Raw genomic sequence first — 19,794 nt, 5'->3', positions numbered from 1 at the left:
CACGCCTCACTTCAGGATGGCGCCGTGCGCCGTGGAGGAGAGGTGGTTGGCGTCACCGGCGAAGGTGACGTTGTAGCCACCGAGGAGGGTGAGCTGCAGGACCTGGGCGGCCGCGTTGCACACGGCGAACCCGGACTCGTTGGTCACGGTGGTGCAGACGAGCTTCGCGCCGATGCGGAACTCCAGCGGTACGCCCGCCAGCGGGTTGCCACCCGACGTCACCGTCGCCCGGAGCTGGCCGAGCGGGAGCAGCAGCGGGGTCAGCGAGACGACTGCAGGCGTGGCCTGGATCGCGGTCGCCTGCTTGGCCACCGCGATGCTGCGGGCACCGGACATGCTGGCGCCGAAGCGGTTGGTGCCGGCGTACTCCGCCTTGATCGCGTGGTCGCCCGCGGTGAGCCCGGAGACCGTCGCGGTGGCCACGGCGGTGGTGCCCGCCCCGGGAGCGAGCGTGGCCGTCGCGACCACCTGCCCGTTCTCGGTGAACCTGACGGCGCCCGTCGGCGAGCCGAGCCGGCCCTCGGCCGGGGTCACGGTCGCGGTCAGGGTGACGGGGTCGCCGTGGACCGCGAAGGTCTTGTCGAGCACCAGCCCGGTGGTGGTCGCGATGACGCCGACGACCTGGGTCAGGTCCGCGGTGCCGGCGCCGTAGCGCAGGTCGCCCGAGTAGAGCACCGCGACGGTGTGGGTGCCCGGCGCCAGGTCGGCGAGGGTCGCGCTGGTCGCGGCCCCGTCCACCAGGGTGACGGCGGAGCCGACCGGGTGGCCGTCGACCGAGAACTGCACGACACCGGTCGGGGCGAGGCCGGCCTGCGAGGTGACCTCGGCGGTGAACTGGACGCCCTCGCCGACGCCGGAGGAGGCGGCCGAGGAGGTGATGGACACGTCCGCGGTCCCGGTCCCGACCGACTGGGTGAGGATGTCGCCGCTGCCGGAGAAGCCCGGCGCTGCGTCGAAGCTGGCGATGACCGTGTGGTCACCGGGCTCCGCGGAGTCGACCTGCGGGCTCACCGCGACGCCGTCCTCGAGGGCCACGGGGCCGCCGAGGTCCTGGCCGTCGAGCGAGAACTGCACGGTGCCGGCCGGGGTGTCGCCCTCGGCGGTGACGCTCGCGCGGAACCTCACCCCGGTGCCGTACGTCGACGGGTTGGCGCTCGACGTCAGCGTGGTCGTGGTGGCCACGACCGCCGTGCCCGGGATCACCGTGTGGGCGACGGCCTCGGACTCGCTGGCGCGGTAGTCGTCGTCGCCGGCGTAGCGGGCGGTGACCTGGTGCGTGCCCGCCGGCAGGTCGTCGACGTCGAGGGTGGCGAGGCTTCCCGAGGCCGAGGCCACGAGCGGGACGGCACCGAGGGCGTCGGTGCCGGCGTAGAAGGTCACCGTGCCGCTGGGCGCGCCGGTGCCGGGGCTGACGGCGGCCACCGAGGCGGTGAGGGTGACGTTCTGGTCCTGCACCGACGGCGACGGGTTCGCCTGCACCACGGTGGTGGTGTCGGCCGCGTCGACGTCCTGCTCGAGCTGGTCGGCGCCGGCGAGGTAGTCGGCGTTGCCGGCGTAGCGGGCCTCGACGGTGTGGGTGCCGGCACCGAGGGAGGTGACCGGCGCGAAGACCGCGACGCCGTTGTCGAGCGTGACGGGGCCGCCGACGTTGCTGCCGTCGACGAGGAGCTGGACCTGGCCGGCCGGCGTACCGCCGCCCGGGGCCTCGACCGTGACGGTCGCCGTGTAGCCCGCTGCCTGGCCGCTGACCGTGCTGCCCGGCGGGCCCGCCAGGGCGACCGAGACGGCTGCCTTGGCGACGTTCACGGTGCGCTGGGTGGCCGTGCTGCCGGCGTACACGTCGTCGCCGGTGTAGCTGGCCACGACCTGGTTGGAGCCGACCGGGAGGTCGGTGACCACGGTGGAGGCGTTGCCGCTCGTGTCGACGCCGGCGCGGCCGACCTCGGTGCCGCCGACGGTGAAGACGACGTCACCGGTGGGGGTGCCGGCGCCGGTGGTGACGCTCGCGGACAGGGTGACCGGCTGGCCGTGGACCGCCGATCCGGGGGAGACCGACGAGGAGGTGCTGGTGGCGAGCAGCGGCTCGCGGACCCGGAAGGTGACCGAGCTCGAGGTGCTGCCGGTGTGGTCGCTGGTGCCGCTGTAGGTGGCGATCACGGTGTGGTAGCCGAGGCCGAGGGTCGAGAGCTGGGCGCTCGTGGCCTGGCCGCCGCTGAGCGGGATCGCGGAGCCGAAGTCGGCGCCGTCGACGTTGAACAGGACGGTGCCGCCCGGGTTGCCTCCGTGGCTCGGGGTCACCGTGGCGGTGAAGCGGACCGGGTCGCCGATGGTCACGACGCCGGGCTGGGCGACGACGGAGGTGGTGGTCGGGATCGTGCCGACCGCGAACGAGGTCTGCGTCGAGGCGGGCTCGTGGCCGGCGTCGCCGGCGTACGACGCCGTCAGGGTCGCGGTGCGCGGGGGACCCGCGACCGAGATCTGGGTCTCCGCGACACCGGACGCGTCGGTCGTGGCGTTGGCCGTCGCGCCGCCCGCGAGGCTGAACGTGACGGTGCGTCCGGCGGCACTGGCACCGGTGCGGTCGGTCAGCGTGGCCCGGACCGTGGCGGTGCTGCCCTGCGGTGCGGAGGTGGCGCCGTCGTAGGTCAGGGCGGAGCAGTTCTTCGGGGTGACGACGAGCGTGGACACGCTCGTCACGCCGCCGGCGGTGACGAGGACGCCCCAGGTGCCGCGGACGCCGCCCTTCTGCAGGCCGTCGGACTCGGCGGGCGCGGTGAGGGTCGCGGTGTAGTTGCCACCCGCGGTGGTCGTGGTGCTCACGGAGATGCCCTGGCCCGGTGACAGGGGCGACTTGTCGAGGGTGACGCCCACCGGGACGCCGGCGGCGCCGGTGCCCAGCTTGCCGGCCACGGTGACGTCGGCGCCGGCACACGTCAGGGACGGGGTGAGCGTCTCGGTGAGGCTGGTGGACGGGGCCGGGACGGTCGCGTTGGACAGCTTGCGGTCGATGGTCAGCACGGCGCCGTCGAGCGGGAGCTTGAGGTACTCCTGCGCGTCGTTGCGGTGGTTCGGCGACCACCAGTGGGTGCTCACCATCGAGGCGTCCGCGTTCTGCGAGTGGACCCTGCGGGTCGCGATGGTGCCCACCGGGACGCTCGCGGTCGCGTTGGTGACGTTGGCCGGGGCGTCGAGCGAGAACGTGCCGTCGAACGGGCTGCCGCCGCTGCCGCCGAGGCTGCCGGCGTCGTAGGTGAAGCCGCCGGTGTAGTCGACGTCCACGTCGTTCTGCCAGGTCTGGCCGGCCTCGATCGGGAAGTCGATGGCCTCCCAGCCGCCGCGCGGGGTCATCTCGAGGTCGATGGCCGCGGTGATGTTCACCGAGATGATCGAGATCGAGGCCTTCGCGGCGAGGTTCTGGTGCTGCTTCTCCTGCAGCAGGGCCAGGTCGGAGCGGCGCACGTACTTCGTGCCGCTCACGGAACCGGAGAAGTTGCTGAGGTTGGCGTTGCCCTGCGGCGTGCTCGCCGAGCCGCTGCCGCCGGTGATGGTGCCGGTGATGGTGAGCTTGTAGGCGCTGTGTCCCTGGAAGTTCTCGACACCCGCCACCGTGTAGGTCACGTTCTCGTTGATCGTGACGTTCGCGGTGTCGCCGACGTACTGGAAGGTCGTCTGGTAGGTCCACGCCCACCCGGTGTTCCACGTGACCGCGTCGTCGCCGCTGGCCTGGTCGGCGCTCGCCGGCGCGATGCCGGTCGTCGTGACCAGGCCCGCGACGATCGTCGCGAGGACGCTGAGCCACGCCATCCGTCGTCGGAAGGAGCGCGCCGCGCGTCGGCGGCCCGCGGGCAGGAGTGTGTTGTCGATCGGCGCAGGGAGCATGCGTCACCGTCCCGTCAGGAGGGGGGTGCCACCCGAGAGGTACGGACACGGGGACCGTGTGGCGGAGGGAGTGAGCGGGATTCAAGCAGGTTGTGACGCCGGGCACACCGGTTTTCTGAGAAGGGTTCACGTTTTCTTTACCTTCGGGAGCGGGCCCGGCGGGCGCGCGGTCGCCCCGGCTGCGTGATTCCGGGCGCGCGCCGTAACCTTGCTCCTTGTGGCAGGCCCCGACTACGACGCCGAGATCAAGCAGCTGACTGCGACGATGCACACCATCGAGCAGGTCCTCGACCTGCCCAAGATGGAGCGTGAGATCGCCGAGCTCGGCGAGCAGGTCGCCGCCCCCGACCTGTGGGACGACCAGGCCAACGCCACCCGGGTCACCGGCCGGCTCTCCTCGCTGCAGGGCCAGGTCGAGCGGTTCCGCGGCCTCCAGCAGCGCATCGAGGACCTCGGCGTCCTCGCCGAGCTCGCTGCCGAGGAGAGCGACGCCGACACCCTCGCCGAGGCCGACGCCGAGCTCGCCCGGGTCAAGACCGCCGTCGAGGGCCTCGAGGTCCGCACGCTGCTCTCCGGCGAGTACGACGAGCGCGAGGCCATCGTCACGATCCGCTCCGGCGCCGGTGGCGTCGACGCCGCCGACTTCGCCGAGATGCTGATGCGGATGTACACCCGCTGGGCCGAGCGCAACAAGTACCCCGTCGAGGTCTACGACATCTCCTACGCGGAGGAGGCCGGCATCAAGTCGGCGGAGTTCGCGATCCACGCGCCGTACGCCTACGGCACGCTGTCCGTCGAGGTCGGCACGCACCGCCTGGTCCGGATCAGCCCGTTCGACAACCAGGGCCGTCGCCAGACCTCGTTCGCCGCGGTCGAGGTCGTCCCGCAGCTCGAGCAGACCGACGAGATCGAGGTCGACGAGAACGAGATCCGCGTCGACGTGTTCCGCTCCGGCGGCCCCGGCGGCCAGTCGGTCAACACGACCGACTCCGCGGTCCGCCTCACCCACCTGCCCACCGGCATCGTGGTGTCGTGCCAGAACGAGAAGTCGCAGCTGCAGAACAAGGCCGCCGCGATGATCGTCCTCAAGGCCAAGCTCCTCGCGAAGAAGAAGGCCGAGGAGGCCGCGCTCAAGAAGGACCTCAAGGGCGACGTCGCCGCCAGCTGGGGCGACCAGATGCGCAACTACGTGCTCAACCCGTACCAGATCGTCAAGGACCTGCGCACCGGCTACGAGACCGGCAACCCGCAGCCCGTCTTCGACGGCGAGATCGACGGCTTCCTCGAGGCCGGCATCCGCTGGCGCCGCGGCGCCGAGCAGGCGGAGTAATCTGGCGCTCGCTTCGCTCGCGCATGTCGCGCCGCCTTGTGACGCCGCTTCTTCCTCCCCCGCTCGCTCGTTCCTCGCTCGCTCCTCCGTCCAGAAACGGCGGGCGGCGCGACGAGACTCAGCCGCACGCCGTGCGCGCTCGCACGAGATGCGGCTGAGTGCCGCCCGACATGCGCGAGCGAAGCGAGCGCCAGAACGACTCAGCGTCCCTTCGCGGGCGCCGACCGGGGGCTGTACGCGCCCCAGCCGAGGTCGTTGCGGGCCCGGAGCCGCACGGCCCAGCGGCCCTTGCGCGGCAGCCGGACCTCGGCGCCGGTGGCCTGGCCGGGCAGCACGCCGGTCGTGGTGCGCGACAGGACACGACCGTGGGCGTCGAGCCGGAACACCTGCAGCGCGTAGCCGGTGATCGTGCCGCCCCCGCTGGCGGGCGGGGTCCAGCGCACGTCGATGGTGATCCGGCCGCCCCGGGCGCCCTTCTTCGCGGAGGGAGCGTGCGGCGTGCCCGGCCGGGAGGTGGGCAGCCCGGGGGGCGCGGGGTCGGGGTCGCCGGACGGGTCGAAGGGGATCTCGGTGTCCGGGGGGACGGGTACGCCGGTGCCACCGGCGCAGCCCGCCATGAAGAGCTGGTAGCGGCCGAGGCTGCCGTAGTCGTCGTACCCACCGCCGCTGGTGGCCCAGCCGCTGGCGCCACCGGGCCCGGAGCCGCCGCCCGACACGGCGAGGTAGTAGGGGCCGCCGACCAGGGGGACGGTGAGCGAGGCGCCCATCCCGCTGATCGCGCCGGTCGAGGTGCGGTAGGTCTGGGGTGCGCTGGAGGCCATCACGTTGCCGGAGGCGTCGCGCAGCTCGAGGGTGACGTCGAGGTCCGGCCCGACGCCCGCCGGTGAGGCGGTCGCGGTGAGCGTGCCGGCGCAGCCGGTCAGGGCGTACCAGTCGCTGTCCGCCGGGGTCGAGATGACGCCGCCGTCATCAGGCAGCGTCGTCAGGTCGGCGGCCGTCGCGGGCGTGCTGCCCGCCTCGTCGGTGCGCAGCGGGAGTCCGTGCGCGCCGATCACCGCGAGGTCGTCCTCGTGGTTGTTGGCCCCGGAGTAGTCGCCGCGCGACCACTGCGTGATCGCCGAGCTGTAGGGACTGCCCATGATCGGTCCCCACAGCGGGGTGCCGCCGTAGTAGCCGCTGGAGCCGGTGCCGTCGTGCGAGAGACCCAGCGTGTGGCCGGCCTCGTGCGCGGCCGCGTCCGCCATGTTCTTGGCCTTCTGGCCCAGCGAGGCCGGGAACACCCATGCCGGGCTGTGCTGCTCGCCCGAGGCGATCTCGTTGTAGGTCCCGATCCAGGCGATGCCGCCGCACCCACCGCCGCACAGCTGGGTCTGCACCGAGCCGTCGTTGGTGAACGCCACGCGGGCGCCGTACGTCGGGTCGTTGCTGGAGACCCGGAACAGGCCGCCGTACAGCGGCTCCTGGGTGGTCACGTCCACGTCCCAGGGGGCGAAGTCCTCGGCGACCCGGGCCCACACCTCGCGGATCACGGCCTGCTCGGAGTCCGAGAACAGCAGCGTCAGCGCGTCCAGCGACCAGCCGCCGAACAGCAGGCTGTTGAGGCCGTTGAGGAGCCACGAGTTGGTGGCGAGCAGGCTGCCGCCGTCGAAGTCGAGGTAGATGCTGCGGGCCGCGCCGGGTCGGCTGTGCAGGGAGAAGGTGGGGACGTCCGCGGCGGCGGCGAGGGTCTCGGCGACCGCCGGCGGCGGCGCGTCCGACGTCGTCGCATCGGGGGCGGCGGCCGGCGGGACCCAGTCGTCGACCGCGAACAGGGTGCCGTCGCGCGCCACGTCCAGCGACGGGTCGGCGTCCAGCAGTCGTTGCTCGGACGCGGTCAGGCCCGGAACGTCGGGATCGGGCGCCGCGGCGGCGGGCAGGTTGAGCGTGCCGACGGCGAGTGCCAGTCCGGCGAGTCCGAGAGTCCCTCTGCGCAGGGCGTGCTGCATGGGGACACGATCGGTCCGCTGCGGGACCGTGCTGAAGGGTCGACGACGAGGTCGGGACGTAGTCCCGGCAAGTGTGCCCGATCGACCCCCGACCGGCCCCGATCGGCCCGGTGGGTCAGGTGAGCGGGACCGAGGCGGCCTGCGCGACGGCCACGCACCAGCGCCCGGCGCGCCGGACCAGCTCGTCCTGGGCGACGGCGCTCGGCAGGGTCAGGCTGCAGGCCAGCCAGGCGTCGCCGAACAGGCCCCGGAAGGACACCGTCTGCACGCCGTCGCCGGGGCAGAGCACGCCCGCCGACGGGGCGCCGTACGCCGGCGCGGCGGGCAGGGCCGTGCAGGCCTTGGTGAGCGAGGCCTCGGCCATCGCCTGTGCCGCGTCCGTGGTGACCGGCGGCGCGAACACCCAGCCCCGCGCCTCGCCGACGACGGCCGTGTCGGAGGGGGAGAAGCGGCAGCCGTACTCGTGGGGGACGTCGCCGCCCGGGAAGGCGTCGGACTTCTCGCCGTTGTCGTAGGCCGCCAGCGTCGCCTTCGTCCCGAGCGCCTTCGTCACCGCGGCCGCCGGCACCAGGTCGCAGAACGGCGCGCGCTGCACGACGGCCTTCGTGGTGTCGAAGTCGGCCAGGTCGGTGCCCTTGTAGGCAGCCGGCTCGCGCGACAGCGTGGCGTCGCCGGAGACGGCCACGCCGATGGCGACGGGCACGAGCGTGAGCAGCGCTGAGAGCAGCAGCGCACGCAGGACCATCGGCACGGACGTCACCCTACCGACGCCCTGTTCGGAACCCGCGACGTGACGTGCCTGACGTGCCGGCGACCCACCGGCGACGGGTCCACCGGTCGGCTTCGGCGGTGGCGTACCGTCAGGTCAGTGATTCGCTTCGAGAAGGTCACCAAGCGCTACCCGGGCCCCGGTCGGCCGGCGCTCGACCAGGTCACCCTCGACATCGACAAGGGCGAGTTCGTCTACCTCGTCGGTACGTCGGGATCCGGCAAGTCGACGGCGCTGCGACTGGTGCTGCGCGAGCTGCGCCCGACCACGGGTCGGGTGCACGTCGCCGGCAAGGAGATCAACCGGATGGCCGGCTGGAAGGTGCCGCGGCTGCGGCGCCAGATCGGCACCGTCTTCCAGGACTTCCGGCTGCTGCCCAACAAGACGGTCGCGGAGAACGTCGCGTTCGCCCAGCAGGTGATCGGCAAGTCGCGGCGTGAGATCGCCAAGGTCGTGCCCGAGACGCTGGAGCTGGTGGGCCTCAAGGACAAGGGCGACCGGATGCCCGACGAGCTGTCCGGCGGCGAGCAGCAGCGGGTGGCCATCGCCCGCGCGTTCGTCAACCGCCCGATGATCCTCATCGCCGACGAGCCGACCGGAAACCTCGACCCGGCCACGTCGGTGGGCATCATGAACCTCCTCGGCGACATCAACGAGACCGGCACCACGGTCGTGATGGCCACCCACGACCACGGCATCGTCGACCAGTTCACCAAGCGGGTGATCGAGCTCGACAACGGCGTGGTCGTGCGCGACGAGGCGTCCGGCAGCTACGGCTTCCAGCACTGACCCGGATCCGATCCAGCCCGATCCAGAGAGCCTTCCTCATGCAGCTTCGCTACGTCTTCACCGAGCTCCGCACCGGCCTGCGTCGCAACCTGTCGATGCACCTCGCGGTGATCCTCACGCTCTTCGTGTCCCTCTCGCTGGCCGGCATCGGCATCCTCGTCCAGCGTGAGGCCACGGTCGCCCGCGACAGCCTGGGCGACGAGCTGAAGATCCTCGTCAACCTGTGCACCGACGACGACCCCTCCCACAGCCCCAACTGCGCGAGCGGTGAGGTCACCGCCGACCAGCAGCAGCGGATCGAGAAGGAGATCAAGGGCAACGACGAGGTCCGCTCGTTCGCCTACCAGTCGAAGGAGGAGGGCTTCGAGAAGGCGAAGGAGACCCTCCCGGAGTCGTCGTACACCGGACCCGACCCGATCGTGACCGCCGAGGGCTGGCCCGCGGCGTACTGGGTCACCCTCAAGACCCCGGAGCGTGCCGACGGCATCATCAGCGCGCTGGAGGGTCTCGACGGCGTCTCCGGCATCAAGGACCAGCGCAAGGCGCTGGGACAGATCTTCGGGATCATGACCGTGCTGAAGTACGGCTCCTGGATCGGCGCGGGCTTCCTGCTGTTCGCGGCGCTGCTGCAGGTCACCAACACGATCCGGCTGGCGGCCCTGGCCCGCCGGCGCGAGATCGCGATCATGCGCCTGGTCGGCGCCTCGACGCTCTACATCGCGCTGCCGTTCCTCCTCGAGTCGCTGGTGGCCGCGATCATCGGCGTCGCCCTGGCTGCCGGCGTGCTCGCCGCCTTCCAGCACTGGGGGGTCGACCAGGCCCTGTCCGACCACGTGTCGTTCCTGCCGTGGGTCGACTGGGGCGACTACACCCAGGCGCTGTTCGGGCTCTTCCCGCCGGGCATCGTGCTGCTCGGCCCGGCGCTCACGCTGATCCCGACACTCCTGCTGACCCGCAAATACGTCAAAGTCTGATCGTCGGCGGCTACGGTCGAGGGGTTCACTTCCCCGAACACTGATTGGTCTTACCGTGCGCTTCTTCCCCAGCGCCCCGTGGCTGCGCCGTGCCCTCGACAGGCTGCCCGTGTGGGCCCACCCCCAGTGGCTGGTGACCGCCGTCGCCACCCTCGTCGCCGTGGCCGGGCTGGCCGTCCCGCTGGCCCATGCCGACGACCGCGACGACCTCAAGGACAAGCAGAACCACGTCAAGGGCGAGATCGCCAGCGTCAAGGGCGACATCCACGAGGCCAGCCAGAAGGTCGCCAAGATCGCCCAGCGGCTCGAGAAGGCCAAGGCCCGGCTGGTCAGCGCCCGTTCGCGGCTCGCCTCGGTGCAGGCCGACCTGGCCAACGCCCAGGCGGCCGCCGCGACGCTGGCCACCGAGCTGAGCGCGGCGCAGGACAAGCTGGCGACCGCCCGGGCCGCGCTGGCGCAGGCCCGCGCCGACGTCGCCGCCCAGCGCGACGCCAGCCGCGACACCGTCATCGGCATCGCGACGTCCGGGGACACCCGGCTCGCCCTGCTGGCGGCGTACGCCGACGCGGGCAGCATCGAGGACGTGCTGATGGGGGAGACCGCCAACGACCTCGTGATGGGTCGCCAGCACGACGCGCTGGTCGCCCTCGTCGCCGCCGAGGACGCCATGGAGCAGCAGCGCGCCGCGGTCCGGGCGGCCCGCGACGAGGTCGCCGCCGCCAAGAAGGCGGCCGACGACAACGTCGCGACCGTGCAGGCGCTGGTCAACCAGGCCGCGGCCACCACGGCCGAGGTCGAGGACCTCGTGGCGCACAACAAGGGCCTGCGCAAGGAGGTCGTCGCCGCCCGTGAGGCCGACCGCGAGGCGCTGCGCCGCCTCGAGAAGCGCGAGGCGCGGATCCGGCAGAAGATCATCGAGCTGTCGAAGAAGCAGGGCGGCAGCTACAACGGCGACACCGCCGGCCTGCTCGCCCGCCCCGGCCCGGGCCCCGTGACGTCGCCGTACGGCTACCGGATCCACCCGATCTACGGCTACTGGGGCCTGCACAACGGCACCGACTTCGGCACCGGCTGTGGTGCGGCGCTGTGGGCCGGCGAGTCCGGCACCGTGATCGACGAGTACTACGACGAGATCTACGGCAACCGCCTCTACCTCGCGATCGGCAAGGTCAACGGGGCCGACATCGTCCTGGTCTACAACCACATGAGCAGGTACGCCGTGAAGGAGGGTGCGAAGGTCGCCCGCGGCCAGGTGGTCGGGTACTCCGGCTCCACGGGCTGGTCGACCGGCTGCCACCTGCACTTCATCGTGATGCGCAACGGCGAGACCGTCGACCCGATGGGCTACCTGTAGGGCACCTCCGGCAAACCCCGTTGCGCCGTACTGAGAGAATCGGGGCATGGCCAAGAAGTCGGGTGCGAAGCAGGAGGACGCGAGCGGGCGCAAGCTCGTCGCGTCCAACAAGAAGGCGCGCCACGACTACCACATCGAGGACACCTTCGAGGCCGGCATGGTGCTGCAGGGCACCGAGGTGAAGTCGCTGCGCATGGGCCGCGCCAGCCTGGTCGACGGGTTCGTCGACATCGAGGGCGGTGAGGCCTGGCTGCACGGTGTCCACATCCCCGAGTACGCCCAGGGCACGTGGACCAACCACGCCGCCCGCCGCAAGCGCAAGCTGCTCCTCAACCGGGTCGAGATCGACAAGATCGAGCGCAAGGTCAGCGAGAAGGGCCACACCGTCATCCCGCTCTCGCTCTACTTCGTCAAGGGCCGCGCCAAGGTCGAGATCGGCCTCGCCAAGGGCAAGAAGTCGTGGGACAAGCGGCAGGCCATCGCCGAGCGCACCGCCGACCGCGAGAAGCAGGAGGCGATCGGTCGCCGGCTCAAGGGCATGAGTGACTGAGGACCGATCCGCGGACGTCCGCGGGGTGCGGGGGTTCTGGGAGCCGCTCGGGCTGCCCGGGCTGTTCGACGTGCACACGCACTTCCTGCCGCCCAACATCCAGCGGGCCGTGTGGCGGGTCTTCGACGAGGCCGGACCGAAGATCGGTCGACCCTGGCCGATCCGCTACCGCGACTCGCACGAGGAGCGGCTCGAGCTGCTGCGGTCCTTCGGCCTGCGCGCCTTCCCGACCCACCCCTACGCCCACAAGCCGGGTGTGGCGTCGTACCTCAACGACTGGTCGCGCGACTTCGCGGCGACGGCTCCCGAGGTGCTGCGCTCGGCGACGTTCTACCCCGAGCCCGAGGCGGAGGAGTACGTCGCCCAGCTGGTCGACGACGGGGTCCGGATCTTCAAGATCCACCTGCAGGTGGGGGAGTTCGTCGCCGACGACCCGCTCCTCGACCCGGTCTGGGGCGTCCTCGAGGACGCCGGCACCCCGGTGACCGTGCACGCCGGGTCGGGCCCGGTCGGCAACGAGTTCACCGGGCCGGACTCGGTCGCCCGGCTGCTGCGTCGCTTCCCGCGGCTGCGGCTGGTCATCGCCCACATGGGGGCCCCGGAGTACGACGACTTCCTGGTCCTCGCCGAGCAGCACGACAACGTTCACCTCGACACCACCATGGTCTTCACCGACTTCTTCGACCGTGACGGCAGCTACCCACGCGAGCTGCTGCCGCGGGTGCGGGACCTGCAGCCCAAGGTGCTGCTCGGGTCGGACTTCCCGACGATCCCGTACCCGTACCACCACCAGCTCGAAGGGCTGGCGCGCCTGGAGCTCGGCGACGACTGGCTGCGGGACGTCTGCTGGCACAACGCTGTCCGGTTGTTCGGGCCCCCGACCGCAGATTCTTGACCTGAGCGCACTTCCCCGGACCGCTTCGTGGTGCTGGACTGGTCCTCCGCACACCCAGCACGAAGGAGAACCATGCGCGCTCGTCTCCTGGCCCTCGCCGTCGCCGCCCTGGCCGGCCTGGGTCTCGTCGTCCCGACCTCGCCGGCGTCGGCCAGCACCGGTGGCACCGTCGACGGTGACACCCACCCCAACGTCGCGATGATCGCGTTCTACGACGCCGACGGCCGGTTCCGCTGCTCGGCGACGCTGGTCAGCCCGACCGTCCTGGTCACCGCCGCCCACTGCACGTCGGGCACCCTCGGCAAGACCCTTGTCACCTTCGACAGCGTGGTCGCCGAGGCGCCGCCCTCACCGCTTCCCGTCGCCAGCGACGTCACCGCCGGCTACACCGACGCCGACATCACCGGGGCCGGCTACCTGTCCGGCACGGCGTACACGCACCCGAACTACAGCAACTTCACCGACCTCGACAACTGGAACGACGTGGGCGTCATCGTGCTCGACCACGCCGTCACCATCGCGCCGGCCCCGCTCGCCGCGCTCAACGCCGCGGACGCCATCAAGCAGCCGCGCAAGACCCTGTTCACCGCGGTCGGCTACGGCACCGAGGTGCGCCAGGCCGACACCGGCTCGCAGAAGCCCACGCCGATGAGCTACCCGATCATCCGCCGTTACGTGCAGATGCCGGGCCAGAAGATCACGCCGCAGATCATCCAGACCAACGGCAACGAGAACGACCCGTTCGGCACCGGCGGCACCTGCTTCGGTGACTCGGGTGGCTCCCTGTGGCTCAACGGGAAGGTCGTCGGCGTGACGTCGTACGGCTACACCCAGAACTGCCGCTACCTCGACGGCTACCAGCGCATCGACATCCCCGTCGTCGCCGACTGGCTGGCCGGCTTCCTGGGCTGAGGCCGCCTCGGTTGCTCTCGCACAGGCCCACCGGGATTATCCGGTGGGCCTGTGTGGTTGGCACTGGGTAGACTGACGTCGACACAACTCAAGAGGGGCTGATCGGTTTCGACTTGGGACGTTTGTTCCAGGGGAAGCGGGTCGAGGAGCCAGCGTCATCTCGTAAACGATCGCTGGAAACCAATAACTGCCAACGCTAAGCGCAGTTCCTTCGCTCTCGCCGCCTGAGCGGTGATCGAAGCGTCTGACCGGGCATCCGTCTCCGTCCCGGACCCAGGCGTCATCCAGGAGACTTGCTGATCAACTGCCGTCAGGGTGGTTGACCGGGACTCAAACCTGACTGGGCCTGTCGACGACGTGTTCGTGCGAGCGTCGGGGCCGAGAAAACGCCAGCACGAACTGCACCCGGAGAAGACCTGGCTCGGCGCTCGAGGACCGGGGTTCGATTCCCCGCAGCTCCACTGGAGGAAGCCCGCCGCGGGCGTTGCCCGCGGCGGGCTTCCTGTGTCCGAGGGCCTCAGCCCAGCTTGGTGATCCGGTTCTGCGGCCCGGGCGCGATCGGTCCCGTGGCGAGGTAGGCCGTCAACGAGTCGACGTCGAAGCCGGGCTGGTAGACGGGGTTGGTGCCGACCCGGAGCGAGGTGAACGAGTCGCCGCCGGCGGCGAGGAAGTCGTTCATCGTCACCCGGTAGGTCCCGGCGGGGTCGAGCGGGACGCCGTTGAGCCGGATGTCGCTGACCCGGCCGCCGAGCGGCAGCGTCGCGTCGTAGCTGTAGGTGAAGCCTGCGGAGACCTGGAGGACCTTGGTGGTCGTCTGGCCCGCCCACCCGGCGAACTGCTGCTCGAGGACGTCCTTGACCTGGGCCCCGGTGTAGGTGCGGGTCACGACGAGGTTGTTGAACGGCTGGACCGTGAACGCCTCGCCGTACGTGACCTGGCCGGGTGCCTCCCCGCCGGGGCTGGCCGCGTAGCTCAGGGCCGCCCGGATGCCGCCGGGGTTCATGAACGCGAAGTCGGGGGCGGCCGAGGCGGAGCGGGCCATCATCCCGTCGGCGATCACGTCGCCGAGGGCGCTCTCGCCGGCGGCGTTGTTGTCACGGGGGATGTCGGCGGTGATCGAGCCGACGACGCGGTTGGCGATGGGGGCGACGGCGGCTCGGTACTTGTCCGCGATCACCTTCGCTGCGGGGTCCACGAGGGCGGGGTTGCGCACCGGGACACCGTTCTGCACCTGCCAGGTCCCGTCGGGGTTCTGCACGCCGTTGATCGCGAGGTCGTTGTCGGCGCTGGCCGACACGATCGTGCCGGTGGCGCGGCTGACGGTGAAGGTGACGTCGGTGACGACCTGGCCGTTGGTCCCCGCGCTGGTCACCAAGGTGTCCTCGCCCGCCGAGTCGGGCAGGTGGCAGACGTAGGAGCGGTGGGTGTGGCCGCTGATCACGATGCCGTACGCCGGGTCGAGGCCGGCGACGATGGCCTGGACGGCTCCGCTGAACCCGTCGCAGCGGTCGACGTCGGTCGAGGTCTGCTGGCCGCCCTCGTGCAGCAGCAGCACGATCGACCTCACGCCCTGGGTGCGCAGCTCGGCGGCGTACCGGTTCGCGGTCTCGACCTCGTCGAGGAAGTCCACCGAGGTGATGCCGTTGGGGTTGACGATGCTGGGCGTGCCCTCCAGCGTCATGCCGACGAAGCCGACGGGGACGCCGCCGACCTTGCGCACCTTGTAGGCCGGCAGGATCGGCTTGCCGTTGCTCTTGCGCACGACGTTCGCGGCCAGCATCGGGAAGTCGGCGCCGGCGAACCCGTCACCGTCCTGGCAGCCGTCCGTCGGGTGGCACCCGCCCTTCTGCAGCCGCAGCAGCTCGTCGACGCCCTCGTCGAACTCGTGGTTGCCCACGCTGGTCACGTCCAGACCGAGCGCGTTCATCTCCTCGATCGCCGGCTCGTCGTGGAAGGCCGCGCTGACCAGCGGGCTCGCGCCGACCAGGTCGCCGGCCGCGACGGTGTAGACGTCCTTGGTCTCCAGCTGGGCCTGGGCCCGCAGCCGCTTGACCTCGTGGGCGAGGTACTCCACGCCCCCTGCCGGGACGCCGGCCACGGTGCCGCTGCTGCCGACCGGTGGGTCGATGGCGCCGTGGAAGTCGTTGAAGGCGAGCAGCTTGCCCACTGCGGTGGGAGAGGCGGCGGGCTGTGCACCCGGCGGGGCGGCGTGCGCCGAGGTGGGTGGCAGGCCGAGGGCGAGGACGGCGATTACGGCGGTGCCGGCGGCGCCGAGGCGGCGCCGGGCGGTGGAGGTGAGGTGAGGCACGGGGCTGGCCTTTCGGGGCTGGGGACTGCTGGCGACATTTCTCCTCCGGTGCCGGCCCGTCAACGCCCTGCATGGTGAAGTTTCGGGGCCGTGGCAGCGCCGCCCCGCCGGGTGGGCGGCGTTGCGACCCTCGCACGCCGGGTGGCCCGGCTCTAAAGGTTCAAGGTCGGACCATTGACAGGGCGGCGTGGTCCGGAACACACTGACGGCCAGTTCACCTCCCCCTCCCCATGGCGAAAGAGGACGGCTGATGGCAGTGACGAACGACCCGGGTGCCGACCCGCACCTCGACGCGGACGCGAAGCGTCTGGCCGAGCTCGGCTACAAGCAGGACCTCAAGCGGAGCTGGTCGAGCTTCTCCAACTTCGCGATCTCCTTCTCGATCATCTCGATCCTGGCCGGCTGCTTCACCAACTTCGGTGCCGGCTTCAACAACGGCGGACCGATCTCGATCTCCTGGTCGTGGCCGATCCTGTCGGTGTTCATCTTGATCATCGGGTTCACGATGTCCGAGCTGGTGTCGTCGTACCCGACCTCCGGCGGCATCTACTGGTGGGCGTCCAAGCTGGGCGGGCCGCGGGCCGGCTTCTACACCGGCTGGCTCAACCTGGTCGGCCTGGTCGCGGTGACCGCCGGTGTCGCCTACGGCTGCGCCACCTTCATCGACCTGACGATCAGCACGTGGTCGGAGGGCTACGCGGCCGACTACTCGCTGACCCGCGTGTTCCTCACCTTCCTCGTGGTCCTGGTGTTCACGGCGGTCGTCAACATCTTCAGCGGCCACCTGATGGCGATCATGAACAACATCTCGGTCTGGTGGCACGTCTTCGGGGCCGCGCTGATCGTCGTCCTGCTGGTGGTCGTCCCGGACGAGCACCAGAGCATCGGCTACGTGTTCACCGAGCGCTTCAACAACTCCGGCTTCGGTGACGGCAGCACCTCGAGCCTCGGCTTCTTCCTCGCGATCATCCCGTTCGGCTTCCTGCTGACCCAGTACACGATCACCGGCTTCGATGCCTCGGTGCACCTCTCCGAGGAGACCCAGGGCGCCTCGCAAGGCGCCGCCCAGGGCCTGTGGAAGTCGATCGCGTACTCGGCCATCGGCGGCTACGTCCTGCTGCTCGCCGTGGTCTTCGCGATCCCGAGCGTCAACGGTGCGCCCGACAACGCCGGCGTCGGCGCCGGCGGTGTCGCCTACGTCTTCGTCAGCTCGCTGGGCAGCACCAAGGCCGGGCTCGTGCTCTTCATCTCGGCCACCGCCCAGGTCTTCTGCGCGACGGCGTGCATGACGTCGGCGTCGCGGATGCTCTACGCATTCAGTCGTGACGGTGCGGTGCCGGGCTCGCGGCACTGGCAGCAGCTCACGGCCAGCCGGGTGCCGGCGCGGGCCGTGCTGCTGGTGGCGGCGGTGAGCGCGATCGTGACCGCACCGGCGCTGATCGAGGTCAACCTCGGCACTGCGGAGGCTCCGCTGATCATCCCGGTCGCCTTCTACGCCGTCACCTCGATCGCGGTGATCGGCCTCTACCTGTCCTTCGCGATCCCGATCTTCCTGCGCTGGCGGCACGGCGAGAAGTTCGAGGTCGGACCGTGGAACAACGGTGCGAAGTACAAGTGGATGAACCCGCTCGCGGTCGCCGAGATCGTCATCGTCTCGATCTACCTGATGATGCCGTTCGTGCCGGGGGCGGTGCCGTTCAGCGACGACTTCGAGTGGAAGTTCGTCAACTACGCGCCGATCGTGACCCTCGGCATCCTGCTCGGGATCACCGTGTGGTGGCAGGTGTCGGCGAAGAACTGGTTCAAGGGACCGATCCGGACCGTGGACGAGGCGGACCCGGCCGGGGCCCTCTAGCCACGCGGGTCGACACTCGGACCATGACTCCTTCCCCGGACCCGGCGCCGGAGCTCGACCCGGCCCGTCCTCTCGGCGACCTCGTGCTGCGCCCCGTGCGGGGGCACCACGCCTTCGAGAGCTGTGTCGAGCAGCTCGCGACGGCCATCCGGCTCGGCGTGTTCGCGTACGGCGCAGCGCTGCCGCCCGAGCGTGAGCTCGCCGACCGGATGGGGGTCGCGCGAGCCACGCTGCGGGAGGCGATCGCCGGACTGCGGGCCGCGGGGATGGTCCGGACGACGCGGGGGCGGGGCGGCGGCACCGTGGTGTCGTACCAGCCGTCGGCCCCCGGGGAGCCGCGGGCCGACGGAGGGATCGCCGAGCGGCGCGAGGAGCTCCTCGACTCGCTCGTCTTCCGCCGGGTCGTGGAGCCGGGCGCCTGCCACCTCGCAGCCAGCCGGGAGCTGAGCGCGAGCGAGCGGATGTTGCTGACCACGGCGCTGGCCGAGGTCGACGGGGCCAGCGACCCCGCCGAGCACCGGCAGGCCGACTCCCGGCTGCATCTCGCGATCGCCGGCGTCACCGGCTCACCCAGAACCGTTGCGGCGGTCACCGACGTGCAGGCCTGCCTGCACGACATGCTCCAGGCCATCCCGGTCCTGGACGTCAACATCGAGCACTCCAGCACGCAGCACCGCGCGATCGTCACCGCGATCCTGGGCGGCGACCCCGTCCGGGCGCGCCGGGCGATGGAGCAGCACTGCGACGACACGGCCGCACTGCTGCGTGGCCTCCTCGGCTGAGCCGCGGAGCACCCACGACAAACCGACGACAGGGAGACCCATGACCCGCAACGAGCGGCACCTGACCCTCGACGACCTGCGCACGATGATCGGCGACGGCCGGGTCGACACCGTGGTCGTCGCGTTCACCGACATGCAGGGCCGGCTGCAGGGCAAGCGCCTGCACGGGCAGTACTTCCTCGACGTCGTCCTCGAGCACGGCACCGAGGGCTGCAACTACCTGCTCGGCGTCGACGTCGAGATGAACACGGTGCCGGGCTACGCGATGACGTCGTGGGAGCGCGGGTACGGCGACATGGAGTTCGTGCCCGACTTCGCCACATTGCGGCTGCTGCCGCACCTGCCCGCCACGGCGATGGTCCAGTGCGACCTGACCTGGCCCGACCACCGCCCGGTGGCGGCCTCGCCGCGCGCCGTCCTGCGCGCCCAGCTCGACCGGGCCGCCGAGCTCGGCTACACGGCGCTGGCCGGCACCGAGCTGGAGTTCATCCTGTTCGAGGACACCTACGAGGCCGCGTCCGAGCGGTGCTACGTCGGGCTGACCCCCTCGAACCAGTACAACGTCGACTACTCGATCCTCGGCGGCACGAGGGTCGAGCCGGTCATCCGCGACATCCGCAACGCCATGTACGGCGCGGGCATGAACGTCGAGGGCTCCAAGGGCGAGTGCAACCACGGTCAGCACGAGATCGGCTTCCTGTACGACGAGGCCCTGGTCACCGCCGACAACCACGCGGTCTACAAGACGGCCGCCAAGGAGATCGCCTCGGCGCACGGCAAGTCGCTCACCTTCATGGCGAAGTACGACGAGCGGGAGGGCAACTCCTGCCACATCCACCTGTCCCTGCGCGGGAGGGACGGGTCGCTGGCGTTCTGGGACGAGGGGTCAGGGACCCGGTCGGCCCTCTACGACTCCTTCGTCGCCGGGGTGCTCGACACGATGCCGGACCTGACCCTGCTCTACGCGCCCAACATCAACTCCTACAAGCGCTTCGCCGACGGCTCGTTCGCGCCGACCACCATCGCGTGGGGCGAGGACAACCGCACCTGCGCGCTCCGCCTGGTCGGTCGCGGAGCCGGCGCCCGGATGGAGAACCGGGTGCCGGGCGGTGACGTGAACCCGTACCTCGCGCTGGCCGCGATGCTCGCCGGCGGCCTGCACGGCATCGAGAAGGGGCTCGACCTCGAGCCCGCACTGGTCGGCAACGCCTACGCCTCCGACCGGCCGCGGGTCCCCGGCACCCTGCGCGCCGCCCGCGACGCCTTCCGTGACTCGACCGTGGCCCGGGCCGCGCTGGGTGACGAGGTGGTCGACCACTACACCAACATGGCCGACGTCGAGCTCGCCGCCTTCGACGCCGCCGTCACCGACTGGGAGCTGCGTCGCAGCTTCGAGCGCATGTGAGACCGGA

At 71.1% G+C, this 19,794-nt stretch carries 14 protein-coding genes and 1 other RNA gene; 11 read left to right on the top strand and 4 right to left on the bottom strand.

Annotated elements, in window-relative coordinates:
* Positions 1–6 precede the first annotated feature (6 nt).
* Positions 7–3,879 carry a beta strand repeat-containing protein gene (locus BJ958_RS12630; RefSeq protein ID WP_179727147.1) on the bottom strand — a complete coding sequence of 1,291 codons (3,873 nt, stop codon included), beginning with the start codon at positions 3,877–3,879 and terminating at the stop codon, positions 7–9.
* A gap of 217 nt (positions 3,880–4,096) precedes the next feature.
* Here BJ958_RS12630 and prfB point away from each other — a divergent pair, with 217 nt between their 5' ends.
* Positions 4,097–5,209 (top strand): peptide chain release factor 2, encoded by a 1,113-nt coding sequence (gene prfB / locus BJ958_RS12625; RefSeq protein ID WP_179727146.1) that lies wholly within the window; start codon positions 4,097–4,099, stop codon positions 5,207–5,209.
* A 200-nt stretch (positions 5,210–5,409) separates the two neighbouring features.
* Here prfB and BJ958_RS12620 read toward each other — a convergent pair whose 3' ends face one another.
* Positions 5,410–7,194, bottom strand: coding sequence for a zinc-dependent metalloprotease family protein (locus BJ958_RS12620; RefSeq protein ID WP_179727145.1), 1,785 nt, complete (start codon positions 7,192–7,194; stop codon positions 5,410–5,412).
* A 115-nt stretch (positions 7,195–7,309) separates the two neighbouring features.
* A complete protein-coding gene (locus BJ958_RS12615; RefSeq protein WP_179727144.1) occupies positions 7,310–7,945 on the bottom strand; it encodes a hypothetical protein in 636 nt (211 codons plus the stop codon).
* 117 nt (positions 7,946–8,062) lie between these two features.
* Here BJ958_RS12615 and ftsE point away from each other — a divergent pair, with 117 nt between their 5' ends.
* The 7 genes from ftsE to ssrA all read left to right on the top strand — a co-directional run bounded on the left by ftsE (position 8,063) and on the right by ssrA (position 13,901).
* Positions 8,063–8,752: a cell division ATP-binding protein FtsE gene (gene ftsE / locus BJ958_RS12610; RefSeq protein ID WP_179727143.1), complete on the top strand. Its 690-nt coding sequence runs from the start codon at positions 8,063–8,065 to the stop codon at positions 8,750–8,752.
* Between the two features lie 38 nt (positions 8,753–8,790).
* Positions 8,791–9,726: a permease-like cell division protein FtsX gene (ftsX, locus tag BJ958_RS12605; protein WP_179727142.1), complete on the top strand. Its 936-nt coding sequence runs from the start codon at positions 8,791–8,793 to the stop codon at positions 9,724–9,726.
* Positions 9,727–9,781: 55 nt separating this feature from the next.
* Positions 9,782–11,080, top strand: coding sequence for a peptidoglycan DD-metalloendopeptidase family protein (locus tag BJ958_RS29045; RefSeq protein WP_179727141.1), 1,299 nt, complete (start codon positions 9,782–9,784; stop codon positions 11,078–11,080).
* A gap of 46 nt (positions 11,081–11,126) precedes the next feature.
* A complete protein-coding gene (smpB, locus tag BJ958_RS12595; RefSeq protein WP_141797809.1) occupies positions 11,127–11,630 on the top strand; it encodes an SsrA-binding protein SmpB in 504 nt (167 codons plus the stop codon).
* The gene (locus BJ958_RS12590) at positions 11,623–12,525 is read left to right on the top strand and encodes an amidohydrolase family protein (protein ID WP_179727140.1); all 903 of its coding nucleotides are present in this window, start codon (positions 11,623–11,625) and stop codon (positions 12,523–12,525) included. Before smpB ends, BJ958_RS12590 begins: the two co-directional genes overlap by 8 nt.
* Before the next feature lie 72 nt (positions 12,526–12,597).
* Positions 12,598–13,437: a trypsin-like serine protease gene (locus tag BJ958_RS12585; RefSeq protein ID WP_179727139.1), complete on the top strand. Its 840-nt coding sequence runs from the start codon at positions 12,598–12,600 to the stop codon at positions 13,435–13,437.
* 94 nt (positions 13,438–13,531) lie between these two features.
* Positions 13,532–13,901, top strand: a transfer-messenger RNA (tmRNA) gene (gene ssrA / locus BJ958_RS12580).
* Positions 13,902–13,954: 53 nt separating this feature from the next.
* Here the strand turns inward: ssrA and BJ958_RS12575 are convergent.
* The gene (locus tag BJ958_RS12575; RefSeq protein WP_179727138.1) at positions 13,955–15,745 is read right to left on the bottom strand and encodes a 5'-nucleotidase C-terminal domain-containing protein; all 1,791 of its coding nucleotides are present in this window, start codon (positions 15,743–15,745) and stop codon (positions 13,955–13,957) included.
* Positions 15,746–15,995: 250 nt separating this feature from the next.
* Here BJ958_RS12575 and BJ958_RS12570 point away from each other — a divergent pair, with 250 nt between their 5' ends.
* Genes BJ958_RS12570 through BJ958_RS12560 form a run of 3 tightly spaced genes read left to right on the top strand, consistent with a single transcriptional unit; the run spans position 15,996 to position 19,787 of the window.
* Positions 15,996–17,600, top strand: coding sequence for an amino acid permease (locus BJ958_RS12570; RefSeq protein ID WP_179727137.1), 1,605 nt, complete (start codon positions 15,996–15,998; stop codon positions 17,598–17,600).
* Positions 17,601–17,623: 23 nt separating this feature from the next.
* Positions 17,624–18,382 (top strand): FadR/GntR family transcriptional regulator, encoded by a 759-nt coding sequence (locus tag BJ958_RS12565; RefSeq protein WP_179727136.1) that lies wholly within the window; start codon positions 17,624–17,626, stop codon positions 18,380–18,382.
* 40 nt (positions 18,383–18,422) lie between these two features.
* Positions 18,423–19,787 carry a glutamine synthetase family protein gene (locus BJ958_RS12560; protein ID WP_179727135.1) on the top strand — a complete coding sequence of 455 codons (1,365 nt, stop codon included), beginning with the start codon at positions 18,423–18,425 and terminating at the stop codon, positions 19,785–19,787.
* Positions 19,788–19,794: the final 7 nt, after the last annotated feature.

Origin of the sequence: Nocardioides kongjuensis, from assembly GCF_013409625.1 — a bacterium.
Taxonomy (GTDB): domain Bacteria; phylum Actinomycetota; class Actinomycetes; order Propionibacteriales; family Nocardioidaceae; genus Nocardioides; species Nocardioides kongjuensis.
This window is presented reverse-complemented; position numbering and strand designations above follow the sequence as displayed.